The sequence below is a fragment of the Paenibacillus glycanilyticus NBRC 16618 genome, from assembly GCF_004000805.1.
GTDB classification, from domain to species: domain Bacteria; phylum Bacillota; class Bacilli; order Paenibacillales; family Paenibacillaceae; genus Pristimantibacillus; species Pristimantibacillus glycanilyticus.
This window is the reverse complement of record NZ_BILY01000006.1, coordinates 118880-144480: the sequence shown is the minus strand read 5'-3', so window position 1 is coordinate 144480 and position 25601 is coordinate 118880. Positions and strand designations below refer to the sequence as shown.

At 50.7% G+C, this 25601-nt stretch carries 28 protein-coding genes; 5 read left to right on the top strand and 23 right to left on the bottom strand.

All coding sequences use genetic code 11. From position 1 onward, the window contains the following. From PGL01S_RS06470 to PGL01S_RS06385, 18 genes are all read right to left on the bottom strand, one after another. Nucleotides 1–2778 carry a beta-galactosidase gene (locus PGL01S_RS06470; protein ID WP_127492650.1) on the bottom strand — a complete coding sequence of 926 codons (2778 nt, stop codon included), beginning with the start codon at nucleotides 2776–2778 and terminating at the stop codon, nucleotides 1–3. Between the two features lie 259 nt (nucleotides 2779–3037). After that, a complete protein-coding gene (locus tag PGL01S_RS06465) occupies nucleotides 3038–4120 on the bottom strand; it encodes a LacI family DNA-binding transcriptional regulator (protein ID WP_127492648.1) in 1083 nt (360 codons plus the stop codon). Between the two features lie 187 nt (nucleotides 4121–4307). Then, complete coding sequence (gene nadE, locus PGL01S_RS06460; protein WP_127492646.1) at nucleotides 4308–5147, bottom strand: NAD(+) synthase; 840 nt, start codon at nucleotides 5145–5147, stop codon at nucleotides 4308–4310. Between the two features lie 22 nt (nucleotides 5148–5169). Further along, nucleotides 5170–5796: a nicotinate-nucleotide adenylyltransferase gene (gene nadD, locus PGL01S_RS06455; RefSeq protein ID WP_127492644.1), complete on the bottom strand. Its 627-nt coding sequence runs from the start codon at nucleotides 5794–5796 to the stop codon at nucleotides 5170–5172. After that, nucleotides 5793–7292, bottom strand: coding sequence for a nicotinate phosphoribosyltransferase (locus tag PGL01S_RS06450; RefSeq protein WP_127492642.1), 1500 nt, complete (start codon nucleotides 7290–7292; stop codon nucleotides 5793–5795). Before PGL01S_RS06450 ends, nadD begins: the two co-directional genes overlap by 4 nt. Before the next feature lie 26 nt (nucleotides 7293–7318). After that, nucleotides 7319–8245, bottom strand: coding sequence for a cysteine hydrolase family protein (locus PGL01S_RS06445; RefSeq protein ID WP_127492640.1), 927 nt, complete (start codon nucleotides 8243–8245; stop codon nucleotides 7319–7321). Nucleotides 8246–8326: 81 nt separating this feature from the next. Next, the gene (locus tag PGL01S_RS06440) at nucleotides 8327–9118 is read right to left on the bottom strand and encodes an NUDIX domain-containing protein (protein ID WP_127492638.1); all 792 of its coding nucleotides are present in this window, start codon (nucleotides 9116–9118) and stop codon (nucleotides 8327–8329) included. 104 nt (nucleotides 9119–9222) lie between these two features. Then, on the bottom strand, nucleotides 9223–10395 hold the full coding sequence (locus PGL01S_RS06435) for a GerAB/ArcD/ProY family transporter (RefSeq protein WP_127492636.1): 1173 nt from the start codon (nucleotides 10393–10395) through the stop codon (nucleotides 9223–9225). Between the two features lie 28 nt (nucleotides 10396–10423). Further along, nucleotides 10424–10648, bottom strand: coding sequence for a hypothetical protein (locus PGL01S_RS06430; RefSeq protein WP_015847063.1), 225 nt, complete (start codon nucleotides 10646–10648; stop codon nucleotides 10424–10426). An 18-nt stretch (nucleotides 10649–10666) separates the two neighbouring features. After that, entirely contained in the window at nucleotides 10667–11848 is a 1182-nt protein-coding gene (locus tag PGL01S_RS06425) for a Ger(x)C family spore germination protein (protein WP_127492634.1), read from the bottom strand. A gap of 12 nt (nucleotides 11849–11860) precedes the next feature. After that, entirely contained in the window at nucleotides 11861–13411 is a 1551-nt protein-coding gene (locus PGL01S_RS06420; protein WP_127492632.1) for a spore germination protein, read from the bottom strand. Between the two features lie 167 nt (nucleotides 13412–13578). Continuing rightward, a complete protein-coding gene (locus tag PGL01S_RS06415; RefSeq protein ID WP_127492630.1) occupies nucleotides 13579–13947 on the bottom strand; it encodes a hypothetical protein in 369 nt (122 codons plus the stop codon). Between the two features lie 42 nt (nucleotides 13948–13989). Further along, nucleotides 13990–14391 carry a hypothetical protein gene (locus tag PGL01S_RS06410; RefSeq protein WP_127492628.1) on the bottom strand — a complete coding sequence of 134 codons (402 nt, stop codon included), beginning with the start codon at nucleotides 14389–14391 and terminating at the stop codon, nucleotides 13990–13992. 115 nt (nucleotides 14392–14506) lie between these two features. Then, complete coding sequence (locus PGL01S_RS06405; protein ID WP_127492626.1) at nucleotides 14507–14881, bottom strand: VOC family protein; 375 nt, start codon at nucleotides 14879–14881, stop codon at nucleotides 14507–14509. A gap of 82 nt (nucleotides 14882–14963) precedes the next feature. Then, the gene (locus PGL01S_RS06400; protein WP_127492624.1) at nucleotides 14964–15386 is read right to left on the bottom strand and encodes a YciI family protein; all 423 of its coding nucleotides are present in this window, start codon (nucleotides 15384–15386) and stop codon (nucleotides 14964–14966) included. Beyond that, nucleotides 15386–16654: an RNA polymerase sigma factor gene (locus PGL01S_RS06395; RefSeq protein WP_127492622.1), complete on the bottom strand. Its 1269-nt coding sequence runs from the start codon at nucleotides 16652–16654 to the stop codon at nucleotides 15386–15388. Before PGL01S_RS06395 ends, PGL01S_RS06400 begins: the two co-directional genes overlap by 1 nt. Then, on the bottom strand, nucleotides 16651–17085 hold the full coding sequence (locus PGL01S_RS06390) for a YciI family protein (RefSeq protein WP_127492620.1): 435 nt from the start codon (nucleotides 17083–17085) through the stop codon (nucleotides 16651–16653). Before PGL01S_RS06390 ends, PGL01S_RS06395 begins: the two co-directional genes overlap by 4 nt. A gap of 71 nt (nucleotides 17086–17156) precedes the next feature. Beyond that, nucleotides 17157–17963, bottom strand: a complete 807-nt coding sequence (locus PGL01S_RS06385; RefSeq protein WP_127492618.1) for an alpha/beta fold hydrolase — start codon at nucleotides 17961–17963, stop codon at nucleotides 17157–17159. Between the two features lie 151 nt (nucleotides 17964–18114). On the opposite strand from PGL01S_RS06385, the gene PGL01S_RS06380 reads away from it, so the two are divergent. After that, nucleotides 18115–18534, top strand: a complete 420-nt coding sequence (locus PGL01S_RS06380) for a GNAT family N-acetyltransferase (RefSeq protein WP_127492616.1) — start codon at nucleotides 18115–18117, stop codon at nucleotides 18532–18534. A 3-nt stretch (nucleotides 18535–18537) separates the two neighbouring features. On the opposite strand, the gene PGL01S_RS06375 is transcribed toward PGL01S_RS06380, so the two are convergent. Then, nucleotides 18538–18999, bottom strand: a complete 462-nt coding sequence (locus PGL01S_RS06375; protein WP_127492614.1) for a hypothetical protein — start codon at nucleotides 18997–18999, stop codon at nucleotides 18538–18540. 69 nt (nucleotides 19000–19068) lie between these two features. Further along, complete coding sequence (gene ybaK, locus PGL01S_RS06370; protein WP_127492612.1) at nucleotides 19069–19542, bottom strand: Cys-tRNA(Pro) deacylase; 474 nt, start codon at nucleotides 19540–19542, stop codon at nucleotides 19069–19071. Nucleotides 19543–20108: 566 nt separating this feature from the next. On the opposite strand from ybaK, the gene PGL01S_RS06365 reads away from it, so the two are divergent. The 3 genes from PGL01S_RS06365 to PGL01S_RS06355 are packed head-to-tail and all read left to right on the top strand — an operon-like array spanning nucleotide 20109 to nucleotide 22069. After that, nucleotides 20109–20837 (top strand): hypothetical protein, encoded by a 729-nt coding sequence (locus tag PGL01S_RS06365; protein WP_127492610.1) that lies wholly within the window; start codon nucleotides 20109–20111, stop codon nucleotides 20835–20837. Nucleotides 20838–20840: 3 nt separating this feature from the next. Further along, nucleotides 20841–21614 (top strand): hypothetical protein, encoded by a 774-nt coding sequence (locus PGL01S_RS06360; protein ID WP_127492608.1) that lies wholly within the window; start codon nucleotides 20841–20843, stop codon nucleotides 21612–21614. After that, entirely contained in the window at nucleotides 21611–22069 is a 459-nt protein-coding gene (locus PGL01S_RS06355; protein ID WP_127492606.1) for a hypothetical protein, read from the top strand. Before PGL01S_RS06360 ends, PGL01S_RS06355 begins: the two co-directional genes overlap by 4 nt. Before the next feature lie 50 nt (nucleotides 22070–22119). Here the strand turns inward: PGL01S_RS06355 and PGL01S_RS06350 are convergent, their stop codons facing one another. Next, on the bottom strand, nucleotides 22120–23904 hold the full coding sequence (locus PGL01S_RS06350) for an SgrR family transcriptional regulator (RefSeq protein WP_244935526.1): 1785 nt from the start codon (nucleotides 23902–23904) through the stop codon (nucleotides 22120–22122). Between the two features lie 123 nt (nucleotides 23905–24027). On the opposite strand from PGL01S_RS06350, the gene PGL01S_RS06345 reads away from it, so the two are divergent. After that, nucleotides 24028–24216 carry a hypothetical protein gene (locus PGL01S_RS06345; RefSeq protein ID WP_127492604.1) on the top strand — a complete coding sequence of 63 codons (189 nt, stop codon included), beginning with the start codon at nucleotides 24028–24030 and terminating at the stop codon, nucleotides 24214–24216. Nucleotides 24217–24245: 29 nt separating this feature from the next. On the opposite strand, the gene PGL01S_RS06340 is transcribed toward PGL01S_RS06345, so the two are convergent. After that, nucleotides 24246–24953, bottom strand: a complete 708-nt coding sequence (locus PGL01S_RS06340) for a phosphatase PAP2 family protein (RefSeq protein WP_164775390.1) — start codon at nucleotides 24951–24953, stop codon at nucleotides 24246–24248. A gap of 108 nt (nucleotides 24954–25061) precedes the next feature. Beyond that, on the bottom strand, nucleotides 25062–25481 hold the full coding sequence (locus PGL01S_RS06335) for a YhfM domain-containing protein (protein ID WP_127492600.1): 420 nt from the start codon (nucleotides 25479–25481) through the stop codon (nucleotides 25062–25064). Nucleotides 25482–25601 lie beyond the last annotated feature (120 nt).

Genomic DNA, 25601 nt, shown 5'->3' with positions numbered 1-25601 from the left:
CTAGACCATTTGAAGCCTAATGGCATCCAGCCTGCAAGGTGCTGTTTGATCTACGGCTTCCAAGAGGATGACAAGCTCGCCTTCCTTCTTGTTAAACCAAACGCCCGGCAAGTAAACCGACTGCGGACTGCCTCCGGTAATAACCGGCCGCCCTTCTTCGCCTGGCGTCCAAATCCGCCCAACGATTCGTCCTTCGAGAAACACTGTCAGCTTAAGTCCCGATCCGGAAACCGCTGCGCGCCATCCCTTGCCGTTATCCGAATTCGGAATGGTGCTGTACAGCCATGCCGTCTGACCCGCCTCGAGCTGCACGGGAAGCTCCGTAACCTGCGACTGTGAACGAGCTGCATTCGCATGGGCCGATAGCTCGGGCTCTTCCGCCCCGCTGATCACCCAGTTCACTGCCTTGACTCCTTCATACATAACCGCTCTTCTTCCTGCAGGAAGCCCAATGACTCTCTCGAGGAAGATCGCAAGCTCTGCCGGCTGCCCAGCTGTGAGCTGATCGGAGAGGTCAAGATAAGGATCAAATGGTCCCACATCTCCAGCCCACTTCCCATCTACAAACACCTTCGCCGTCGACTGCATCCCTTCGAAGTGAAGGATCCAGCTGTCAGCTTGTTCTCCGGGAATAAAGCTTTTCCGGTAATATTCGAAGGCGGGATGATCTGGCGATAACCAGCCGCCCAGGTTCACAACCGGCCACAGCTTCCGGTCAGCTTCCGCCGTAAGTTCAGGCCGAATCGTTCGGTCCGTTGCGCGGTACACGCTCCAATTACGGCTCATCTCATGCTGCCCTGTTACTAGCGTCATGCCTGTAAGACCTTTTAAAGCGTTAAGCTTTAAGCCCGGCAGCCTGGAATCATCGAAGTTCGAATGTCCCCAGATTTCCGTTCGGGCAACCAGCTTGCCCTGCTTCAGCCCTTCCGTTAACGGAAGATAACTGCTGCTGCCGCCGGGAACCGTAGTTCCAACGTAATGGCCATCCGCGTAAAGCGAAATGACGTCGCTGCCGTTTTGAATCAGTACACCTTCCGCCGCATTCGCTCGATCAGCCGGAACAGCTGCTTCATACCAGCCATACCCTCGATAAATTTCGTTTTGTTCCAGGTATGCGGCTTGAGATCTCGATTGCCTTGCCCCCGGCAGGGTCATCGGCTCCGCTCCATTCAAGGAGCTAAGCTGCCAATTGCTGACCTCCGTTTGCTTTTTATCAGCAGATTGAACTTCTGATGAACAGGTGTGCAATAACCCTTCTTCATCCAGCTCATCCATATAAAGCGCTTTTACTTTATCATGGATCGCAATTGTCAAAATGTCTCCGCTGCGGGTATTGATCCGGCATACGGCATCCGATGTTCCATCAAACTTGATGTTTAACTGACCGTCCTGCATGTCTGTCGCGCAGTTCTCGGATTCAACGGCAGCTATCTCCTCGCTGCTGAGTCGAATTTGACCGGCGCTTTCGGTATGGAAAGCAAGTACCAGGCGGCTTGTCGTTTGCTTCGCATAGTAAAGCTCCGCTGTCGATAGCTCCAATGTTCCTTCCAATCCCCAGCCTGCTAACGGAACCTGATACGGCAGAGCCAGCGATCGGCCTCCCCGCAGGACAAACGAATCCGAACCGGCAATTGCAAGCTCCTTATCCTCATCATCCAGATTCGTCAGGAACAACAGCTGGCCGCCGTCCTTCAATTCGAGCACATACGGGCCGGCAATGTTATTCCGTTGACCAGCGAGAATGAGATTCTCATCCGCTGCTCCGGTTGCTATCGCTTCTGCCAGCTTGCTTCCGTAAGCTTCGATTAGTCTGCCGAGCAGCCTGCCTTCGTAAGCTTCCTCCCGGATATGCCCTTCCGGCGAGATCATTCCGCCGAAATCATAATCCGATGTCATAAAAGCAAGCGGCTTACCCCAATTGTTCGTAGCGTTCGTAAAGCCAAAATCCGTACCCGATACCTGAAGGTAAGGTCCCAGCAGCTTAGCGCCGCAGCCGAGCAATCGGCGAAGCAGATAATGCGCGCGGTTTGTCTCGGTTACGAGGAGAGGATAACCAAGCTCCTCCATAAGCCCGCCGTAATGGAGCACCTTCTGCTCGAATTCGGGATCCCGGTCATCCGGATAGAAGTTGCAGGTTGGGGCTACTCCCTCTGCAATTCCTGCGGCTTGGAGCAATCCGCCTTGACCGGCGCAGGCGAACAGCGGAACCGAAATCCCATGCGCCAATACCAAATCTCTTAATGCGCCGATATACCCTTTTGGATCCTTGCAATCATAGAAATCGAGCTCGTTATCCAGTTGCACCGCGATAACCGTTCCGCCTTCGTCAGCCTGATAGGCTTTCAGAAGAGGGATAATCCGGTCGAACCAGGCAGCTACCCGGGATAGAAATACGGGATCATTCTGCCGAATCTCGACGCCTTGTGCCGGCAGATAAGCAGGAAGCGCGCCTCCGTCCCATTCGGAACAAATGTACGGTCCCGGTCTTGCGATCACCCATAACCCCGCATCTCTTGCCGCTTCGAGGAAGGCTTCGACATCGCGCTCACCGCTGAAGTCCCATTCGCCTTCCCGTCGTTCATGATAATTCCAAGGGAAGTAAACATCGATACTGTTGTAGCCATAAGCTTTCAGCTGCTCCATCCGTTCCTTCCACAGCAGCCTCGGAATCCGGAAGTAAAAGAGCGAGGCGCTTAAGAGCAGCTTGGGTTCTCCGTGTATACGTACTGCATCTGCCTCGAACTGAACTGCCGATATCGCCTGTGTATCCAAACCCATTCTAGACGACCCCCGATCGATAACATGTATCCCGTTTCATGAAACCCGTTTCATTTTTTGATAAAAATAAAATACACATTCGATCCGAAACAACATGAACTGTCATATTTACGGTATTCTTACGTGCATTTCATGGGAAAATATGATGATAGCCGATTGCATTGAAACGGGTTTCATTTTTGTTCGAACCGTGCATTGCTTTGACACCTTGATAATAAATCAGACATGAAAGCGTTGTCAAGAAAGTTTTTTGAAATATTTATCTAAATATTCCATTTGGCCCATGTAGCCTTGAGCCTATTGGAGGAGCCGTTGATTCCCGAATGACCAACTCCGGTCTCAGCTTTGCCTTCCTGCTTACCTTGCTTTTGGCAATCATCTTATGCAGCTGCTCGGCCGCGTATTTCCCGATGTCATAACACTTAAGGGACACCGTCGTCAGCTCCGGAATACTGTTGGATGCGTACGGAACATCGTCAAAACCGACCAAAGACAGATCCTCCGGTACCCGCAAGCCGGCATTATAGGCAGCTTTAAGAGCACCAATGGCCACCAGATCATTCGCGCAAAACACAGCCGTTGGCCTCTCCGGCAAGCTAAGCAAATAATTCATGAACAGCTTGCCCTTCTCCACCGTAAAGCCGCCGTCCAGCAGCCATTCCTTCCGTACTTTAAGCCCATTTTTCTGCATCGTCTTCACAAAGCCCTGAACACGCTGAAGCGTATTCGCCATACTCTGATAGCCGCCGGCAAACGCAATATCCCGATGGCCGAGATCGATCAGGTGCTGCGTGGCAAGCTCAGCCCCCTCCCGCTCGTCAACGCAAACGGAATGAATGTTTTGCCCGGGCAAATGGCCGTTTATAAGCAAAGTCGGCACGCGCTTGCTGATATCAACAACCTCGCTGACCATAGCTTCGCTAGGCTTGGCCAGGTTAATCCGGCCGCCAATCATCACGATGCCGTCTACCTGTTTCTCCATAAGCAGGCTGAGATACTGCGATTCGCGCTCGTATTGCTCCTTCGAATCCCCGTTTGTCGAAACGGTATCGCATAGAAAGAACGTGTAGCCTTTGTTTCTCGCCTCTTGCTCAAACCCGGCCAGTACGGACGGAAAGAACGGATTGGTAATGTCCGGCAAAATAATCCCGATCATCCCCGTCTCCTTCTTGGACAGGCTTCGGGCTAATGCATTAGGCTGAAACTGGTACTTGTTCATCAATTCCACGATACGATCTCTCGTTGACTTTTTTACAGGGGCCGTATTGTTCAAAACCCGCGATACCGTTGCAACCGATACATTCGCTTCCTTCGCAATATCATACACTGTAACCGGTTTCAAAAGTTATCACTCCCCAATCCATTAGCTGATCACCAGTAGAATAGCAGATTTTTTCGAAAATAAAAACAATCTCTTGCAATTATTTGGATTTAGTATTAATGACCTATACCTTTAACGCCGCTCAGCATGACAAAAAGCCTACCCGCCACTCTTGCGAATGCCGGATAGGCTTCGTGCCTTGAAGCTCTTATTTTCCGTCAACCTTTTTCCACCAACGGTCAAATACGGTCACCGGCTGCTCCCGTTTATGAATCGTCCGGATATACCAGTTTTCGATCTTTTGCCGCTCGTCTTCGCCAATTTCCTTGCCTTCCAGGTAGTTGTCGATATCGTCGTAAGTTACGCCCAGAGCCACTTCGTCGGCAAGCTGCGGCTTATCCTCTTCAAGGTCTGCGGTTGGGGTCTTCAGGTACAGATGCTCCGGGCAGTTAAGCTCCTTCAGAATCTGTCTTCCCTGCCGCTTGTTGAGACGGTATAACGGAGTCAGATCCGCCGCGCCGTCGCCAAATTTCGTATAAAAGCCCGTGATTGCCTCGGCCGCATGATCCGTTCCGACAACCAGCCCGTTCTCCTCCGCCGCAATCTCGAACTGGGCGATCATCCGCTCTCTAGCCTTCCGGTTGCCTTTCGTGAAGTCGCTCAGCTTCTTCCCTGTCCGGGCTTCGTATTCCGCTGCTCCGGCGTCAACGGCTGCCTTGATATTAATCGTGATGAAGCCCTCGGCCCCGATAAAAGCAATCGCATCCTGCGCATCCTGCTCATCCTTTTGGTTGCCGTAAGGCAGCCGGACGGGGATAAAACGATAGGTCTTTACTCCCTCTTCGTCGTTTAATTCATTCATCGCCATTTGGCAAAGCTTGCCGGCAAGGGTCGAATCCTGTCCGCCCGAAATACCGAGAACCAAGGCGGTTTTTCGCGCAAAGGTTACGTAATCTTTAATAAAATCCACCGTTCTCCGGATTTCCTCCTGCGCGTCAATCTGCGGTTTTACTCCCAATTTCTCAATAATTTGCTGCTGCAAGGTCATCGCCAAGCGCCTCCTTTGATCGTTAAATGCGGTACAAGCTGTTTTGCTTAATATAGTCATAACACGAATCCGGCAGCAAATATCTCGGCTCCCCGCCCCGGCTGAATTCATCCCGGATGTAGGTCGAGCTGATCTCCATGGCCAGCCCTTTGCTCATCAGCTGGAACCGTCCGTCGTCATGATTGCGGAGCAGCGGCGAACGGGAGATTGCTTCCGTCATGTCGATTCCATTACGTGCCATTATGATAAACTTATTTTCCTCAATCAATTCCTTCTCATGCGACCATTTGCCGTCCGCGATATCGACCAGAAGATCCGCGCCCATAATAAAATACAGCTCATCCTCCGGATATTGCTCGCGGAAATGCCTCATCGTATGGAATGTGTATTGCATGCCCGCAAGCACCGTAAGCTCGTAAGGATCAAAAACAAACTTCGGATTATCCTGAATCGCAAGCTTAATCATATTCACCCGATGCTCGTCGCTAGTGTTCGTTTTCTTGTCATGGCGCATGCTGGAGGAAGGCAGAAAGATCACTAAATCCAGGTTTTTGCGGTGCGCCACCGTCGAAGCCGTCCATAAATGCACATTCGTGATCGGGTCGAAAGAAGATCCGTAGATGCCGATTTTCCGAGGTTTTGTCGTCATGTCTCCTTGGCCACTCCTTCCGCTTTCTCCTTCATCGCATGGATGAGATTCATTTTGTTGTCCCAGCAGCGCTGGCTTAGATCAACCGGATAATCCTCCGGATTCTGGTTCCGCTTGTATTCGTCCCAGAGCAGCTCCAGATTTCCTTTGGCAAAAGCCTGCACCTCATAAAGCCCGGGAAGCTCGTAAACCAGCCTTCCATCTACGAAAATATCCGCATGAAGCTCTCTCGCTTCATAATTCGTTACGAATTTGCTGATGTAGGTGTACACCGGATGGAACATCTTGAGGCGTCCTTCCTCCTGCGGCTTCTCCTCTTCCAGCGCGATATAGTCGCCCTCCGAGCGGTGATTCACCAGATTAATGATCCGGTACAGCTTTTTCCTTCCCGGAGTAGTCACTTTCTCGGGATTGCCCGAAATTTTGATCGTATCGACCATTTTTCCATGATCATCTTCTATCGCCACAATTTTATAGACTGCGCCTAAAGCCGGTTGATCATACGCCGTAATCAGTTTTGTTCCGATACCCCATGCATCGATAACCGCGCCCTGCGACTTCAAATTCAGGACCGTATATTCATCGAGATCATTCGAGGCATAAATTCGGGTCTCTTTAAAACCCGCTTTGTCCAGCAGCTTGCGGACTTCCTTCGACAGATAGGCCAGGTCGCCCGAATCAAGCCGGACTCCTTCGAACAAATCCTTGATGCCAAGCTCCTTCACGACTCTGATCGCGTTATGAATGCCCGATTTAAGCGTATCGTACGTATCGATCAGGAAGACGCATTTGCGGTTCATCTGCTTCTGCCGCTTCGCGTAACGAAGGAACGCTTCGTATTCGTCCAGCATCGCTTGCACCATCGCATGAGCATGCGTGCCCGATACCTTTGCTCCGAACCGTTTGCCGCAGCGCACGTTCGAGGTCGCATCGCAGCCGCCGATGATAGCAGCCCGCGAGCCCCATAGCGCGGCGTCCATTTCATGAGCGCGGCGCGTGCCGAATTCGAGAAGCGGCGCATCTCCAACGGCATTGCGGATTCTCGAGGCTTTTGTCGCGATCAGCGTCTGGTAGTTTACGATATTAAGCAGCGCCGTCTCGATAAACTGGGCTTCGGCCAACGTGCCTTCCACCCGGAGGATCGCTTCATTGCCGAAGACCAGCTCTCCTTCGCGCATCGCGGTAATTTTGCCGGTGAAGCGAAGCTGCTTCAGGTAAGCAAGGAAATCCTCTTCATAACCAAGCTCATCATGCAGATAGGCCAGGTCCGAATCGGTGAACCCGAAGCTTTGCACATACTCGATAATCCGTTCCAGTCCCGCAAAGATCGCATAACCGTTCCCGAAAGGCAGCTTGCGGAAAAAGAGTTCGAATACCGCACGGCGCTCGCTCATTCCTTCCGCCCAATAAGTCTCCACCATATTAACCTGGTATAAGTCCGTGTGCAGCGCAAGGCTGTCGTCCGCGTATTTGTTGATTTGCTGTACGTTGTCCATGTCCCGTTACCTCCGTAAACTTATGCTTATATCGTCAGGCCTTCCGCTGTCGCAAGCTGAATGCCGTATCGCTTAACTAGCTCCTCAATCGCCGTGTCCGTTAAAGCTTCCGTACCAGGTATCGGGCTCGAGCAATCCGTCAGCAAATGAATGCTTTCGGTTAATGCCCGGTTCTCGGCATGATGCTCCAAAATATGCTTCAGCGTATCGAGTACGCAATGCGAGAGTGCCTGACCCGCGATATAAATTTTGTTATAATCCGTGAGGCTGTCCAGAAAAGCCCGGTTGGCGTCGCTCGCCACGCCATCCTCCCGATAGAACGCGCCGTACATTTCGCTTAACGGATCTTGCCCTTTCTCCAAAATAACCGGCGTGCTTCTTCTTGCCACCGTGTGGAAGTAGACGAGATTCATGAATTGGCTCTCGAACTCCACGCCGTTTGTTCCTTCCAGGCAATGGTAAGGCCAGATCCGGAGTTCTCGCTTCCCTCCCGCCTTAAGCTCATGAAGATACGCAAGGCTTCTCGCCGGCGAAAAGACTGGCGTCCACTCCCCATTTATGACCGACTCTGCCGTAATGACCGTTTCAACGGGTGCGGGATGCTTGCCATTCCGGTCTATCCACCAGCAAGGATGAAAAATCTGCAGCGGCGTATGGACGTCTTTGGTCAATGCGATTTGTGTGATTTTATGCAAATTTCTATACATAAATTTTCCAAGCCGAATGGTATCCTGAATCGACCCGGGAACCCCCAAGTCTCCGCCTTCGATGAAGCTGTTCTGCTGGTCGATGACCAGCAGAAGCATTTTCTCTTGATCCGATTCTGAAGGCGGAAGCTGCTCTTTTGCCGCTTCTGCCAGTACAGCATTCATAGTGGCGCTGCTTTTCCCGCCAATCTCGGCCTCCCGGAACAAACGATTAAACGAGGTAACAAGCTCATTATTCGTAGTCATTGCTAGCCATCTCCTCTTATTCCTTATTTCATGTTTTATGAAATAATAAAATTAAAAAGAACAGGTATTGTGACAATACCTTTAGAAGTAGATCGACTCCAGAGGTTCTCCCTCTTTGAAACGGTACAAAATCGATGGTCGCTTGGAGTTTCTTGATGTGGTTTTGGCTTCGCCGTCGATTCGAACGACTTCGATAAACGGGAGGCGTTCGGCACGGTTCCGGAATGTCGAATACTTCGCTACCTTCGGACTGTCCGTAACGGTTAAGAGCACGCTTTGCAGCTCGCTTAACGTAAATTCCTGCGGCAGGAAGCTGCGCGCAACCGTCGAGAGCAGCATATCCTTTCGAATCATTTCGTAAGCATCCGCAATCACTTCGCGATGGTCAAAGGCAAGCTTCAGCTCTTTAATCTCCTCGATCGTAAAGAGCGCCACCTCCTCCGCATCGTCGGCCGCCTTGCGTTTCTCGAGATAATCCTCCGGCACAATCGCGTAATGGGCATTGGAGATGATCCATCCCCGCTTATCCCGGCCCAGCTTGTCATAGACCCCGTAATGCCGGATATGAATCCCCTCTACGCCGGTTTCTTCGGACAATTCGCGCTTCGCCGCTTCGTAGGCAACCTCCTCGGGATCGATAAAACCTCCCGGCAGCGCCCACTTCCCGCCTTCAATATTCGGACTTCCGTCACGGTCATGCCGTGCCCGGCGGATCAGCATCAGCTTCATCGTCCGCTTCGGCGGCTTATTAGGCGCGATTGGCTCGCTAATGATCGTAAATACCGCTATATCGCTCGTATAGCCATCCGGTGTCCGGTATTTCTTCGGATCGTAATGGGCGAGGACTTCTTCTTCGGAGTTGTAACGGGCCATTCCTGTCACCTCAATAATATTTCATATTTCATGTTTTATTATTTATAGTGTCATATTAACATGATCCCGCGGAAGGAACAAGTGTTTTTTGGAAAATCATTTGCCTAATTTTTCTGCGGCTGTTGCGGCTGTTGTTGGCCCTGCGGCTGCTGCCCTTGCGGTTGCTGTCCCTGCACCTTTGGCGGCTTCTGTTTGACAGCTATGATAAGAAATAGCATGATGAGCGGCAGAACAAGGAAAAAGGTCAAATCAAACCAAGGGTAATAATCAATCAGGATCTGATTGTAGGTTGTAATGTTTGGGGTCCCAACCACCGTGCAGACAAGTAGAATCATGCCAAGCGGAATAGTCAGCATCTTGCTTTCCTTTAACCGAAACACTTGCGCTAGACCCGTTGTGAGCGTAAAGAAATGAATCAGCGTTTTGTAAAATACGGTAATGACCCACAAAAAGGCCATCACTGCCTCAATCCGCTCCAGGAAATGGCCAATCATAATTTTCTGGGCAAGCACAAAGGTCGGATAATATTTGGTCTCCATGAGAGCTGGACCTAATACGAGTACGCTAATGAGAACAATAAGAAACAGGATGATGCCCCCAACTATAAATCCTTTCAGTATATGTTTCGTGAGCTTGCCGTTGCCTTCAACGTAAGGAACCAGCATGAGCAGTACAGCCATTTCAACAAAACCCGTACAATACGCGGGAAGCGCCCCGTTGATAATAGGCAGGAACCCCCTCGCCATAATAGGGAGCATATTGGGCCATTTAATCTGTGGCATCAGCAAAACGACAAGAAGCACAAACAGTCCCATCATGACCGGAAACAGTATTTCTCCCATTCTCGCATAAGCCTCAATGCCATAACGGTAAGCAATAATAATGACAGCCCCGAAAAACAAAATAATCGCGTTAACCGGCGTTTCCGGCATTAATTGCGTCGTCATGAATTGGCTCATTTCGCTAAGCAGCGTCAGGATGCACATAAACGAGGAGAAGATAAACAGAAGAAAAAAGAAGCCTCCGAACCATAAGCCTAATCGTTGCCGGATGGCTTCATACAAGCTTACCCGCTGCAGCCGGTTGGCAATAGCCGCAAATATTCCTCCCGTGAGAATTCCGGCAAAAAAGGCAAGCAGCATCGACAGCCAGGCATCCTGTTTGGAGGAGGCGGCCGTAATCGTGGGCATGATCAGAATCGAGTCTCCAACGGTACCGATCATAATCAAAATCGCGAACTGTCTAACCGATATTTTCGCATTCGAGTAAATAGACATTTCGAACCTCCTCCTCCCTTCTTTTCCTCTAGAATGATTTTGCAGTCCCCATCCAGCGGAACATCCATTTGACAAGCATAAACGGGTTAGGGAGCGAAAGCTGAAGCATCAAAAGACTGTACAAAACAGTTCCGATAAGAAGAAGGACAAGGAATGCAGAAAGCTCCCGGAATTGCTGACGCCGAATAAGCCCTGGAGCCTCCAACCAAAAAGCGCCTGCCGCCAAAGCCAGAACCGCCAATACGGATGTCATTCGATCCCCCTCCCTTTCTTATCTGATCGTACTGTTCTCTATCGTGCCGGTATCCCGAATAAACATCTTAATCTTGTACGTTACCTTAAGCTGCGGAAAATACTCCTCGCGCCACTGATCCTTTACCTGATTCCAGTAGGCGGGATGCTCCTTCTCCAGCTGGGTGCCAAAGCCGAAAATATCCGACTTTAATTCCTTGGCCCGCTGCACGGCGGCTTCCACATTACCTAGGATGGCTTGCTTGGTCTGTCCCTCCAGCTTCTTGATGGTGGCGGGATCGGATAGATCAACGTCCGTACACGTTCTTTCGACGATATTTCCTTCCGTTCGGATAGATACCTCAACCTCCGGATTTCCGTTTACAACCTTGGTTTTGATTTTGGAATCCGAGGAAGTCACTTCAACTCCTAAATATCGCTGTTCCCCGCATGGTACAGCGATCGAAGTACTATCCAGATTATTCGTAATATCGGTATAGCCCCTGCTCTCCTTCTCGTTCAGCCAGCCAATCAGCCTGTCTTCCTTAAAAGCCGCAATGCCCGAATACCGGAAGCGGCTTGGCGGCAAAAACTTTTCTACGTTTTGTTTCGTTTCTCCAATTGCGGGGCTGCCGATGACCCGTATGCCGGTTAACGCAATCTCGCTTCCTTGCGAAGAAAGCTTGTTTATCGCTTCGTCCAGCGTTACGGCAATCGTAGGCGCCCAGTTTTTCTCCGAGGTCTGCAGCGACTGCTGCATGCTGTAGCTAGGCAGCTTCTCTACGGGCGTATATAGCTTAAGAACATTCTCCGCTTTCGTTCCTTTGGCCACGATAATATTAAAATCCATTCTTGCTTCGTTATCGCGGGCAACATTGTCAATGATTTCGTTTATGCCTCTTCTTGCCGCTTCTTCTCCAATGACATAAATCTGCAAATGCCCGGCATATACTTTGCGCGGCGCTTCCGCCGTAACCGCTCTTGCCGCTTCGAACAGCGTTTTCCCTCTCCCTTGAAACAAAGTACTTGGAGGACGGTCGCCTCTTTTTTGCTGATTGGAGATTTCGCTCGGGTTAACGACTTGAAACGACACGAGATAATGTCCGTCCTCCCAGTCCACTCCTACGCCAAGCACAATCAGAAGCTCGTTCAGCTCCCTCCTGCTCCAGCAGCCGGTCAGCATAAGAAGGCATAACATCGAAATGGCAAACTTGTAGAGCATGATGTCGGCCTCCTAATTCTTTCGAATTCTGCTCGAGTCGGTTTTAAGAGAGGTTTCCGGTCTTTTGAACATAAGCCATCTAGGCAAGCGGAATAAGGCATCCTGCATATCCGTTTTTATAAATGGCGACAACGGGGCCATAAACGGCTCTCCGAAGGAACGCAGCGCGCACAGATGGAGCATAAGGACAAAAAAGCCCATTATGATGCCAAAGAGTCCAAAGCTTGCCGCCACGCCCATAAAGGCAAACCGGAGAATGCGCACCGGTATCGACATGCTGTAGGCCGGAAGCGTAAACGTGGAGATCGCCGTAATAGACACCACGATAACCATTGCCGCGGACACGATTCCCGCCTCTACCGCCGCCTGACCGATTACAAGCGTACCCACGACAGATACGGCTTGACCAATCGCGCGCGGCATCCGAAGACCCGCTTCCCGCAGAATCTCGAACGTAATTTCCATAATCAGCGCTTCGAAAAAGGCCGGAAACGGTACGCCTTCCCGTTGCGCCGCTAGAGAAATTAGAAGCGACGCGGGCAGCATATCCCGGTGAAACGTCGTAATGGCGATATACAGGGACGGGAAAAGAAGCGAGATAAAGACGCTTCCGAACCGCAAGATACGCAATAAGCTGGCATAGAAGGTACGCTGGTAATAGTCCTCCGTCGATTGAAAAAAAGTAACCATCTGGGTAGGCGCAATCAGAACGTTAGGCGTCCCCTCTACAAGAATGGCTACTCTCCCTTCCAACAGCTGGCCCGCCACATTATCCGGCAGCTCGGTATTAAATATCGTAGGGAACAAGGACCATTTGTTATCCTCAATTAGTTCCTCGATATAGCCGCTGTCGAGAATGCCGTCGATTTTGATTGCGCTCAGACGATCGCGAACCAACTGAAGAACATCCGGCTTCGCAAGCCCATTTATATACATAAGAGTCACATCGGTTTTGGTCATATGACCAATCGTGACCGTCTCCATCCATAAACGCGGGTCCTTGATCTTTCGCCGAATGAGCGAAGTATTGGTTCGGAGCGTCTCGGTAAAGCTTTCCCGTGGCCCCCGAATAGACGTCTGGTTTGTGGATTCCGTAACGTCCCGGCCTTTCCATTCCCGGATATCTGCACAGTAAGCATACTGATGCCCTCGCAGCATTATAATGGCTTGGCCGGACAACAAATTTTTGTAAAGGGAGCCAAGGTCGGTTACGGTTCGAACCGGCCCCATGCCGTTCAGAAGCTTTTTCGCAAGAGAGCCCGCATCCAGCGTCATCATGTCCTCCCCGTCATAGCGGGGCAAGGAATAGTCCAGCACATCGAATATGTATTGATTTATGGCCATCGCGTTGGACAGTCCGTCGATATAGACGACCGCCGCAGCCGCCGTATTTATCCCTTCATTGTGGATCTGCCGCATAATGAGATCATCACTGCCGCCCATATCGCGTTTAAGCCGTACTAAATTATTTTCAACCGAAGGATCGATCGGAATATTGGCGTACTCGGGCAGCATTTGGTTGTCATTGGAGCTCGAACGATTCGTGAATGGTTGCCGTTGCATAAGCGAGCTACCTCCAGGATGAAAGTCTGTTATTCCCATTATGACCATCCGCGGAGGGTGGTTAAACTTGGACGCGGGCAGAAAAAAAGAGCAGGAAAAGCGATCAGCTTTTCTTGCTCCAAACCAGCAAAACCATATTCCGTTTAGTAAACAAACGCAGCATCCCCCTAGAAATAACTGATACGCTGCTCGCTGCGGGATTGCCGATCCATCATCTTGATCAGGATGTAACGCTGCATGCCCGCAGAGTCGGCAATCGCCTGATCTCCGTGCCTCTTCGCATCGTCATACCTGCCGGTTTTGAAAGCCATTTCCGCATCAAGCACAGAACGAAACACTTTGCTTCTCAGTTGATTTTTGCATGCTTCCACCTTGCGCCAGTCGTCTTCCAAAATAGCCAAAAGCCCGGTGTAATAGAGCTTTACTTCAGGCCTTTTTACTTTCTCGATATGACGCGGCAGGGCAGTAAGATTGTGCTTCTCGTAATCAACTGAAATCTGCATGGCAAGACGCTGCTGCTCCGGTTTAATCTGCAAGAGTCTCTGTTCCGCTTCCTTGAGTTTGCTATATGACTCATTCTAACGGCTTCCTCCCAATATCTCTTCCACGGGTACGGCTTTGACGTATTGACCGGGCCTCATCTCAACGGCAATGCCGGATTCTACGGGAACCCCCGTAATCCGATAGAGCGCGGTCCCTTTTTTGTAATAGTTGGAGGATGAGTCAGGCTCATCAAACTTTTCTTCAGTCAGATAATGTTTAATTTCTCCCAACTTCCCGTCTACCGACTCTACCTTCTCTTCCGTGCCAACATATATGCCTTCCTGAATTTTTATCATCCGGTCCGTCACCCAGCTAGCCGAGCTTACCGTTTTCTCTTCCGGAGGAGTACTCCCTCTATTGTTTCCGTTTCCGTTTCCGTTCCCGCAGCCCCCTAGCAATAAAACAACCGCCAGCATAAGAGTTATGCCTAATTTCACTAGAAATTCCTCCCTTATCCACTTATACCTACAACGTGACCAGGGATTGAGAAGTTGCTTATTCACGCAAAATAAAAGCCCTGATGATCGAAGACCACCAAGGCGGGCATATCGTTTATTTCCGTTCCATTACCGCAAAATAATTGTCTTCTTCATCCGCGAAGTTAAATACCCGGCCGAAAGGCAGCTCAACAAGCTCGCCTACCGTTACATTCTTGTTCTTGAATTCGCTGTACAGCTCATCCAGCTTGTCGGAGAAGAACATTAACGATGGCGTGCCGAGGTTTACTCCAAGCGACATTTTGGCAACTACTTCTTTATCATGCAGAATAATGGAGGTCTGCGCGCCTTCCGGAGCAAGCTCAATCCACTTCTGGCCCATGGCTTCTTCCTCGGCTATTACTTTAAAACCAGCTTTTTCCGTCCAAAACACCCGCGCTTTTTCCTGATCGTTCACGTACAGCATCACTTGTCCAAGCTGATTAATCATTGATTTCTACACTCCTTAGAGTAGAGTAATTGCCAAGCCTTATATTACCACAAACGACGGTCCTCTAACATGCCGGCAGGTCCTACAGCTGCAAGTAATTTTTCAGTTCCAGCTCCATGGCGGCCTGTCTTGCATCGCGAGATTGCTCTAACCGCTCTTCAAGCCTGCGAAGCTCAATGCCATAGGCGCCTTGCCCCGCCGGAACCGGCATGCGCAGCGCCCACTGCAGAGCCTCTTCTTCCGTATCGACATCCATTAAGATAAACCCCGCAAGAAGACCCTGGTCTATTGAAAAAGGACCCGGCCAGACCTCCGCCTCGCCGCCGCCTGTCGGATAGTCGACTCTTAAACCGGCCGAGCTTGGCTGCAGCTCTTCATGAGCAAGAAATACGCCGGCTTGTTTAAGCTCGTGCCGGTATAACCGCATTTTTGCCGCGTATTCCCTGCTTGTACCAATACCCGCTTCGGTAAACCCGGACGCCTTCACCATCATTAAATAACGCATTATGCCTGCCCTCCTTCCTGCCTGCACGCTGCCGCCCGCTTCAGCAATAACGCCTGCTCCTTTTCATTGCGGGTCATCGCGGCCGCGCGTTCAAACTCAGCCGCGGCTTCTTCATAACGGCCAAGCTTCTCGAGCAGATCCCCCCGAACGCTAGGCAGCAAGTGGTATCCCGCTAGCGAAGGCTCGGCGTAAAGGGCATCTACAAGCTGCAGGCCATAGGCCGGGCCAAAAGCCATTCCGATCGCAACGGCGCGGTTCAATTCCACAATTGGAGACGGCATCTGTCTCGAGAGCGCTTCGTAAAGCGCGGCAATCCGAATCCAATTGGTATCCTCCGGCGCACGCGCCACCGCATGACAAGCGGTGATTGCTGCCTGGAGCGCATACGGTCCTAACGTCCGGCCCAGCTTTTGCCCCCGTTCCAGGGCAGCAAGCCCGCGCCGGATCAGCAACTGATCCCATAATGCCCGGTTCTGATCCATCAGAAGAATGGGCTCGCCTTGTGCATTCACGCGGGTTTTGAGTCTTGAGGATTGAAGCTCCATCAAGGCCACCAGCCCATGGACCTCCGGTTCTCCCGGTACAATGGCGGCAAGTACTCTTCCGAGCCTAAGCGCTTCCTGGCATAACAGCGGGCGCGTCCAGTTCTGTCCGGAGGTCGCCGAATACCCCTCGTTAAACATCAGGTAGATGACTTCAAGAACAGCGCATAACCGCTCTTCAAGCTCTTTGCCGACCGGCACCTCGAACGGGACCTTCTCCGCATTCAGCGTGCGCTTGGCCCGGACGATCCGCTGGGCAACCGTAGACTCCGCGATAAGAAAGGAACGGGCAATTTCATCAGTTGTGAGGCCGCATAATAAACGCAGCGTCAGCGAGACTCTTGCGTCCTGCGACAATACCGGATGGCAGGTCATAAAGATCAGCCGCAGCAGATCGTCTTCAATCTCGCCGTCTAAGGCGCGGTCCACATCGTCCTCAGTATACGTATCTATTTCCCGGGCTATTTCGACGTATTTCTGATCCTGCAGCTTGTTGCGCCGCAGCAGATCCAATGCCCGGCGTTTCGCCGTAGTCATGAGCCAGGCACCCGGTTTCTCCGGAATGCCCGTGCCGGGCCATCGATCGAGCGCGATGACAAGCGCATCCTGGGCAATATCCTCGGCTAGCCCGACGTCACGAACGATCCGCGTTACGCCTGCGATTATCTTAGGCGACTCCATTCGCCATATCGTTTCGATGGCGCGATGCGTTTGGGAGACGCTCACGCGTTTTTGGACTCCCCGATCTGCTTGCGGAGCGCTTCCTCTCTGGCAATCGATTCCGGATCCTCCATCAGCTCTTCAAATTCAAATACTTGGCGAAGTTCAATCTCTCCTTGGCCGTAGCCATGCGGATCCGGCATGCGCAGTGCCCACTCGATCGCTTCTTCTCTTGATTTCACTTCGATCAGCGTATAACCGGCGATCATTTCTTTTGCCTCCGTAAAAGGACCGTCTACCACCTTCGGTTTGCCTCCTGGCTCCGGATACGAAATCCGGACAGCGCTGGAACTGGCATGCAGACCGTCGGCGGCGAGCAATACGCCTGCTTTTACAAGCTCCTCGTTGTACTTTTGCATAGCGTCAATCAGCTCCTGGCTTGGCAGAACGCCTGCTTCCGAATCCGTGGTTGCTTTTACGATCATCATAAATCTCATTGTAATTCCCTCCTGGTATTGGTATTGTTCTTATCTCTTCTCTCGCCTTATTGCCATTACCTGCCTGAAAACTAAACCGCAAAGAAAGAAGTAAGCTCTTTCGCGATTTTGTCCGTGTGCAGCTTTTTCGTATGTCCAAGACCTTTCTTGCTGATCAGCTTCGCGTTAGGCAATACCTCTGCCGTCTGCTGCGCGGCGTGCCGCAGGGATACCGGGCTTTCCGTGCCTTCCAGCACGACGGTGGGAACGGCAACGCCTCTCCATTTGTCCCTCGGCAGCGATTGGCCGTTCATGTAGCTTTTGAGCAATTCCGCATCATAAGGAAGCGTGTGCGCTACCGCCATCAGCCTCGCCCATACGCCGGGCATCATTCTCATCATCGGGATAACGAAGGATGGAGCCCCCATGCCTTTGGTCATAAAATATTTGATCGCTTCCGCGCGCCGATCGGCTTTAATCAGCTTGCCAACCTGCTCGGTAAAATCGCTTGGCGGCTTCCGGTCCTCCGCTTTCACGATAAACGGCGGTTCATGCAGCGCCAGCCTTGTAATGCTGGAACCGCTTGCTGCCGCTTCGAGCGCAAGCACCGCTCCTGAGGATAATCCCCAGACATAAGCGGAACCGCCTGCTGCTTCAATAATCGCGTTCAAATCCTCGATCTCCCGTTCGATCGCATAAGAGGAAGCATCTCCGCTGTCGCCGCGGCCGCGCCGGTCATAATTGTAGACGGTGTAACGGCCGGACAACGCATTCGCAAGCTCCACCTGCCCCGGGAACTTCCGGTAGCTAAACGCCCCCGCTACCAATACGAGCGCCGGGCCGCGCCCTGTTTTATCGTAAGCAATTTTGGTGCCGTCCTTCGAGATCACTGTGTTCATGTCATTCTCTCCTAACCATTGTTTTTGTGCTTCTTACTATAACGACGAACGCCAGACGGGATAATCGACATCGGTTATAAAAAAATTCAAAAAAGTTTTTCGGCAGGGAAATTGAGGCGGTTAACGAATCGTTCTCATGAGGTGATTGGGGATGAGCGAATTAACAATACGGATAGGCTGTGAAGCGGATTGGGAGCTGCTTGCCGGGATGAACAAACAGCTTATCGAAGATGAACGTCATGATAATACCATGACCGTAAGCGAGCTTAAGGAGCGAATGAGGCATTTCATGGGGACCGCATACAAGGCTTACCTGTTTGAGCAGGGTAATGCGCTTGTCGGTTATGCTCTCGTTGACCATACAAGGCAGCCCTTGTATGTACGGCAGTTCTTTATCTGCCGGGACCAGAGGCGGAACGGCTTTGGGAAATTGGCGTTCGGGAAGCTGGCCGCTCTATTAGACGCGGACCAGCTCGATATAGAAGTGATGTACGGGAACGAAGCCGCTTATGCGTTCTGGCAGTCGCTTGGTTTTCGAGAGAGGAGCATCTATATGAGGCTGGAGCGTTAGCTTTTAGAAGGAGTCGCTCCCGCAAAACGTGATATTCCACTTGCCTAGCTGCGGCATGACCGTTTGTGTCTCGCGGCTGGTCAACGCGCAAACTTGCCCCGGCTTATAACCTTCCCGAAGCACGAACGCTGCCGGTACCGTAATCGGCGGGCCGTCTGACTGAAACGTAAGCTGCGCGTGACCCTTGCATACGCAGCCATCGTCGTATTCGGCTTTGACCCGGGTATATTTCACTAACCGAAAAGGCTGGAGCTTCCGCAGACTCTCTTGGTCAAGGGGCTCTCCGAATAACCGGACTGCTTCATCGTACCGTTGATACTGAACAGCCTTGAAAAAACGCGCGGTATTCCGCTCCGCTTTCCATTTCTGCAACTCTACTTTTCCGTAATAACCGAGTAACAGCACCATCCAAGCCAATAAAATGAACAACACAATAAAACCGCCAAGCCTTCCAACCATCTTCATCCTGGGTCACCATCCATTATCCGACAAGTATAGTCCTAGACTTGCCGGATTAAAGGACATTCATCCCGCTTAGTGCGCGATATCAACCAGCTTGCCTTCAGAAGCTGCGGCCAGATCGGCACCGCTCAGGAATATCTGCAATCCGCGTTTTCCCGCGCTAATACTAATGAGCTCCATACCCATCACGGTTTCGTGCAAATAAAACGGGTAGCTCTTCTTCATTCCAAGCGGCGATACGCCACCTCGGATGTACCCCGTTAGGCCTTGAATCTCTTTTACCGCGACCATCTCTACTTTCTTATTGCCGCTGGCCTGCGCCAGGCTTTTCAGATTCAGCTCCTTATCTCCCGGGATGCAGGCCGCAATAACGCCGGTCTTATCTCCCCTCAGCACGAGGGTCTTGTAAAGCTGGTTAGAAGGAAGACCAACCTTGTCCGCAACGGTATCGACGTCCAGATGCTCCTCGTCCCACTCGTATTCGTGCAGCGTGTACTTAATATGTAAAGAATCCAGTTTGCGGCAGGCATTTGTTTTGTTCGACATGATAAAAAACCTCAATTTCTTCATATAGTCATAGATTGACTATACCAAGGAATTGAGGCAGAAACCAAGCTTATTCGGCATTACCTTTTCACTCGGTTTGCCGTCATGCTAACGAAACGTCATATCCTTATTTCGCGCTAAACGGCTGATTCAGAGCGCTAACGAAACGTCGTAACGCTATTCTACTAAAATCGGGCGAACTAGCCTGAAATGTCACAAATAACGTGTTTGTGTTTCGTTACAATGACAAAAGCCGCAATTTCGGGCAGATAACGTGTCAATGTTTCGTTAGCCGCTGAGCTAACACGTCTACAGAACTCAGCTAACAGAGTCGATGACGCCAGCTTACCTGCAAAGATATTATCAATGGAATAAATTAGAGCAAAATTGGAAAAATAATTCCAACCCCTACATTCTGCCGACCCGGAGATGATTTTATTCCATCGTTTATCCCGTATTTGCTCCTTATTATTGCTAGTTTAGTGTTTATCGCGCTCTCCTGGTTCAGAACAAAAAGCTTAAAGATCATTCCCTTCTATATTTGCATAGCCGGAGCGGTCTACATCTTGGAGCTTGTCATCTTTGTACTTCTTAACAGCTATAGCTATAAGCCCGGGCTACTCCGTAATTCGTTCTATGACAGCGCGATAGGCTCTATTGTATCGAACGGGTTTATCGTGCCGTCTATCTGCACCTTAATTGCCGCTTTTGGCATTCGCTTTCGGTGGGTTTTGCTTATTGCCGTGGGGTTTATGGGAATTGAACAAACCTTTATCTATTTAGGGGTTTTCATGCATCGTTGGTGGAAACTCATCTATACGGGAATAGGTTTAATTTTGCTGCCCATTATGGGGAAATGGCTCTGGAAAAGGCTAAGCCAAGGGAATCAGCCCTACCTGTTCCGTCTGATTATGCTTTATATCATTAATGTATCCCTGCAAGGAACATTCATGTCCGGCTTTCTGCTTCTTTTTCACCAAATTGGCTTCAGGCCCGGATGGTTTGAGGATCCCGCAAGAGATAATCTGGCCTTCGCTACCTTAATTGTCCATATCGATTCTGTCTTGTTTGCCCTGTTAATTTCCTTGCGGAGCCATTGGATCTGGAAAGCAATCGTCATTGGTTTGCTCGGCTGCGGCTACTGGTGGCTTAACCGGCGGGAAATTTTATATACATCCGGCATGGGACTGGTTGTCCTTATGCTCATGCTGCAAATTCTAGTTATTCAGCTGCTTGGCGGACTTCACCGGATTATTGCCGAGAAATCCTCCATGCGATTGCGAAGGGAGAACTGATCATTGAACCCCTCACGTAGGCCAATTGCCAAGCTAAGCCCGTTTGGCATTACTTCCATACATTCCTGCAATCCCTATATGGTCTGGTGGTGGTCGGCGGCTTTTCCCGGCTTCGGACATTTTTTGCTGAACCAGTATTTAAGAGGAACCTTCCTCACGTTATCGGAAGTGATATTCAACACGCTTGGCCATGTCAACGACGCCATCGTCTATACGTTATGCGGGAATTTCGCGGAGGCTTCAGCGGTTCTCGAACCAAGGTATGTGATTGGGTATATTATTATTTATTTCGTCGCGATGTGGGATTGCTATTGCTCCGCGGTCTATCAGAACAAGCTCTACCGGATTGCCAAGCTAAAAGACGCGCCTCTGCCAAGCATGAAGCTGTTTACGTCCGAGGTTCAATATCTCCAGCCTAAAAGTCCGTTAGCCGCAGCCGTCATTTCGCTGTTCTTTCCGGGCATGGGCCAACTGTATATTCATCGGATTGGTCTTGCCTTCTATGCGATGTTCTGGTGGTGGCTTTATGTTGTTTTGTCTCATATGCATGAATCGCTAGTCTATCTCCTGACCGGCAGGCTTTCGGAGTCAATCGCCGTTTTGCGTGCGCACTGGCTTTTATTCATGCCTTCCGTAATTGGCGGTTCCGTCTATCATGCCTTTATAAAAGCTAAAGAGTATAGTTTGCTTTTCAGCCTGGAGCAGCGCCAGCATCTGGCAGAACGTTATCGCTCCTCCGCTGTACAAATCTTTGGCAGGCCAGGTGAAAACAAATGATTATTATCGGTACCTTCACGCATTCCATCGAGCTTGAGCATGCGCTAACCAAACTGGAGAGTATCGGCATTGCCAGAGAAAGGCTTCTGGTCGTATGCATGGACAAGGAATCCAATACCTATCGATCCGAACAGCAGAGCCAAGCAAGTTCCCTTTCCACGGGGGTCGAGATTGGCTTGGCATGCGCCACGGCGTTGTCGGTCATTGGCACCAGCCTGGGATTCATATGGACATGGGGACCGGTTATATGGGGGCTTATCTTTGCCTTTATCGGCTTTGGTCTGGGGTTCGGAATCAATGCTATTTTCTTAAACAAGCACGCAACCCACAATAGGCACAAAGCGGAGGTTACCGTCATCGTACAATGCCAAGCCAAGCAAGCCGACGAGGTTCAACAAGTGATGTGGGCAAGCCGGGCTTTAACGGTTGGCCTTACGCAAGCCTCACCCGAATAGTAAGCGCAAAAAACAGCCTGCCGGTGGCAGACCGTCAATCGCGTTAATAATTAGGTACGGAAAATATCCTTGAAATCGATCCATCCAAGCGAATTGATCCGGACACCTTTTAACGAAGGATGGTAATCGGTATGAAATTTCATATGAAGGACAAAATGCACTTGTGCTTCGCCTTTAAGTCTCTCCTCAATAGCCGTGTAAATCGCCTTCCGGCTAGCCGGATCTTCGCTTGCCAGCGCCTGATCGAAGCTTTCCATCGTCCAGATCGACAGCTCCGGGCTCATCAGCTCCTTCAGAAAGCTTCCCTCCTGCTCGCAGCCCTCAATGAGACTTACGTCCTCCTCCGGAAATACAAGCGCATGGAACAGCAGATCAATCTCATCCAGGACATGATGAATCGTATAAGGCGCCTCAATACGGACCTCGACGGGAATACCCGCGCGGCGGCAGCGATCCGCAATCCAATTCACATCCTCGGCATGACCCGGATGAGAGCATAAGGACATCGGCTCTCCGGCATACCCTGCTTCAAGCAGCAGTCTGCTGGCTTCCTCCGGTTCCAGACTATCCTTATCCGGTTCATAAGCGGTCATTAGCTCGGGGAAAAATCCTCTTGCCGGAAAATCCCTATAACCGGACAATTCCCGGATCATGGCATGGCGGTCAATAAGCCGGTTAACGATACGGCGGAAGGTCTCGGACCTCTGCGGACCAGCCTTCTTCATATTCCAGCTTAGCAGACTGGTGCATAAGCTCCTCGATTCGATTTGAATCCAGCCGTTCTCCGCCGTTACATCCCTAAGAGTCGGGTCGCAGATCAACTGCTGCCAGCTGGTCATTCCGGCTTTTATAGCTTCCGTCTGCGGCACATGAACGATCTCTACCTGATCCAGATGGGCACGGGATTGATAATAATGCGGGTTTGCTCCCAGCAGCAGCCTGCCGTCCTTCCACTCGTCAATCTGAAACGGTCCGGTACCGGAAGGCAGCTTCCAGAACTGCTCTTCGCTTAACCCCAGCAAGCCCGCTGGCAGTATCGCCATCACATTCGAAGACGCATATTTCAGAAACAGCCAATTTGGCCGAACCAGACGAAACCTTACTATCCGCTCTGATACGGCTTCCACCTGCTCCAGGGAACGCATAATCCAGCTGTTGCGCTTGCCTCCGTTCCTCAGACGCTCCGCCGTAAATACAACATCCTCCGCCGTAAGCTCATGTCCGCCATGAAAAAGGACGCCTTTCCGCAGATGGAAGGTCCATACGGTTGCGTCTTCATTATGCTCCCAATAATGCGCGATAGCGGGCTTAATCTGTCCGGTCGATTCATCCAGCAGGACAAGCCGGTCGAAAATCTGCTGAATCATATGCGAGCATAAGGAATAGACAAAATCAGCCGGATCAAGCGTCATAATCGTCTTGAAAATCGGGAGACGGAGCACATCCGCTTCCTTCCCCGGCTGTCTTCGGAAGCCAAAGCTGCCGCTCATCCATTCCATAAACTTCTCGTTCGCTCCTGTCCCTTCTCCATAGGATTGGAGGAGATGGAACGCCTTATTGTATTCGCCGTCCTCCGCATACCGCCTCGACAGGTCAAGGAGCAGCTTCTCCCGATCTTCCCGAAACGTAATTTGCGAACGGTTGCCTCGGCCCCGTCCCGCCTGCCAATCGATCAGTCCTTCTTCCGTCAGCTTCCGGATTACCAGCTTGGCATTACGCTCCGTGCAAAATAAAGCTTCTGCCACCTGCTCCAGGGACGCCTCTGCCGTAGCGCCTGCTCCGGGCGCGCCGGCAAACCGGTTGTATAGGGTCAAATAACGTTCCAATGCCAGCACTATTCCTCACCTCGCTAAAAGGGGAAATCTATTGCAAATATTCTACACTTTTTACCTCTTTGTTTCACCTGCATAATGAAAACAAGAAAGCAAATACTTCAACCGTTTAAAGGGGATGTTGAAATGCCGTACAATTACAACGATTATCACACCGTCGACCAACTGCATAAAATGCGCCAGGCTGAGCTCGACCACGCCATTCGCTCCGGACGTTACGTCAAATACGACAGCGATTTAAAAAAAGACCGCCGCAAAGGATTCCTTACTCCGCTGCTGCATGTGATGAAGCCGCTCACCTGGAGGAAAAGATGATTCCCTGCTGCAAATGAAAAAGGACCATCCTATACCGAGGAGGGTCCTTCGCTTTTGCCGCCGCCAAGCCGAAACTTCCGGGAGAGCCATCGCTGCTCCAGAAATCGCTCGTATAACCCGATACTCATCATCAGCCACGCCGCGCTGACCAAATAACCGCCAACCACATCGCTTGGATAATGTACCCCAAGATAAATTCTGCTGATCCCGATCATGGCTATAATCACGATTCCAACCAAGATCACAACCGCCCGCATCCATCCATGCTTCAAATGCTTCCACAGGAAATAAATCGTAATGCCGTATAACGTAAAGGCCGACATGGAATGCCCGCTTGGAAAGCTGAAGCCCGACGCCTCAATAATCCGGTTAATGTCCGGTCGTGCACGATGAAAGATCGTCTTGAGCACCAGATTCAGCAATGCCGAGCTCACGATCACGCCTAAATAGAAGATAAGCTCTCTCCGGTAGCCGATAAACGCAAATAGCGTTGAAAAGGCAATTACAATAAGGATGACCAGATATTCCGACCCGAGCTCGGTAAATACTCTCATAACGACCGTCATGGCATCGGAACGCACGCTTCGAATGGCGTCCGTCACTTTATTATCAAAAGCAGCAATCCTCTGTCCGCTCACAAGCTGCGCGATCCATCCGAACACGAACAGAATCAGGACCGTGAATATAAAGGACCTCAATAGTACCTTGTTCTGCTCCTTAATTGAACTTGAACTCATCCCAATCGCTCTGCTCCCTTCCCTTTTATTCCTAGTATACCCCTTATACGCCAGGATCAAGTGCCGGGTAGCACGGTAAACCGTAAAAGTATGCCGGTCCATTAGGTATCAGGGAGATTCCAGAATAGGCAGCAGTTTTTTCGTATTCTCCTTTGTCACTTTTCCGTATTTGGACTGCCCTTCAATTACTGCTTCCAAGCGGTCTTTCTGCGGGGAAATCCATATCGCGTATGTAGCTTGCTCGTAACTGACGGTTGAATCCCTATTAATGGTTCGAATTTTGTAATCCGGCTGCCGGGACATGGATACTTCCGCGTTTTCCCAATCGACATGAGATAAAAGATCCATCACCATCGTTACCGTTTCTTTATCTTCGATTTTCTTATAAAGCGAGTAGTCTTTTCCTTCCGATTTGCTGAGATGAAGAATCAGGTCAGGCTCTGCCGGAGCTTCGGTTACTTCTTTGTCCTGGCAAGCAGCTAAGATCATCGTTACGAGCAACAAGACAGCAAACAACAGCTTTTTCATAGCATTCCCTCCCTCTTAATGATGTTGACGGGGACATCCGGGATTATGTTGCAAAGCCTATTTCGAAAAAACTTTTAAATATTCCTTTACAGGAATATTCCCTTTGGTGTATATTTAAAT

Bases quoted from the DNA above. Each gene is read 5' to 3' on its own strand.
- PGL01S_RS06470 (WP_127492650.1), bottom strand. From the start codon at position 2,778: ATGGGTTTGGATACACAGGCGATATCGGCAGTTCAGTTCGAGGCAGAT.
- nadE (WP_127492646.1), bottom strand. From the start codon at position 5,147: ATGACCTTGCAGCAGCAAATTATTGAGAAATTGGGAGTAAAACCGCAG.
- nadD (WP_127492644.1), bottom strand. From the start codon at position 5,796: ATGACGACAAAACCTCGGAAAATCGGCATCTACGGATCTTCTTTCGAC.
- PGL01S_RS06450 (WP_127492642.1), bottom strand. From the start codon at position 7,292: ATGGACAACGTACAGCAAATCAACAAATACGCGGACGACAGCCTTGCG.
- PGL01S_RS06445 (WP_127492640.1), bottom strand. From the start codon at position 8,245: ATGACTACGAATAATGAGCTTGTTACCTCGTTTAATCGTTTGTTCCGG.
- PGL01S_RS06440 (WP_127492638.1), bottom strand. From the start codon at position 9,118: ATGGCCCGTTACAACTCCGAAGAAGAAGTCCTCGCCCATTACGATCCG.
- PGL01S_RS06435 (WP_127492636.1), bottom strand. From the start codon at position 10,395: ATGTCTATTTACTCGAATGCGAAAATATCGGTTAGACAGTTCGCGATT.
- PGL01S_RS06430 (WP_015847063.1), bottom strand. From the start codon at position 10,648: ATGACATCCGTATTGGCGGTTCTGGCTTTGGCGGCAGGCGCTTTTTGG.
- PGL01S_RS06425 (WP_127492634.1), bottom strand. From the start codon at position 11,848: ATGCTCTACAAGTTTGCCATTTCGATGTTATGCCTTCTTATGCTGACC.
- PGL01S_RS06420 (WP_127492632.1), bottom strand. From the start codon at position 13,411: ATGCAACGGCAACCATTCACGAATCGTTCGAGCTCCAATGACAACCAA.
- PGL01S_RS06405 (WP_127492626.1), bottom strand. From the start codon at position 14,881: ATGATTAATCAGCTTGGACAAGTGATGCTGTACGTGAACGATCAGGAA.
- PGL01S_RS06400 (WP_127492624.1), bottom strand. From the start codon at position 15,386: ATGCGTTATTTAATGATGGTGAAGGCGTCCGGGTTTACCGAAGCGGGT.
- PGL01S_RS06390 (WP_127492620.1), bottom strand. From the start codon at position 17,085: ATGAGATTTATGATGATCGTAAAAGCAACCACGGATTCGGAAGCAGGC.
- PGL01S_RS06385 (WP_127492618.1), bottom strand. From the start codon at position 17,963: ATGAACACAGTGATCTCGAAGGACGGCACCAAAATTGCTTACGATAAA.
- PGL01S_RS06380 (WP_127492616.1), top strand. From the start codon at position 18,115: ATGAGCGAATTAACAATACGGATAGGCTGTGAAGCGGATTGGGAGCTG.
- PGL01S_RS06375 (WP_127492614.1), bottom strand. From the start codon at position 18,999: ATGAAGATGGTTGGAAGGCTTGGCGGTTTTATTGTGTTGTTCATTTTA.
- ybaK (WP_127492612.1), bottom strand. From the start codon at position 19,542: ATGTCGAACAAAACAAATGCCTGCCGCAAACTGGATTCTTTACATATT.
- PGL01S_RS06355 (WP_127492606.1), top strand. From the start codon at position 21,611: ATGATTATTATCGGTACCTTCACGCATTCCATCGAGCTTGAGCATGCG.
- PGL01S_RS06345 (WP_127492604.1), top strand. From the start codon at position 24,028: ATGCCGTACAATTACAACGATTATCACACCGTCGACCAACTGCATAAA.
- PGL01S_RS06340 (WP_164775390.1), bottom strand. From the start codon at position 24,953: ATGAGTTCAAGTTCAATTAAGGAGCAGAACAAGGTACTATTGAGGTCC.
- PGL01S_RS06335 (WP_127492600.1), bottom strand. From the start codon at position 25,481: ATGAAAAAGCTGTTGTTTGCTGTCTTGTTGCTCGTAACGATGATCTTA.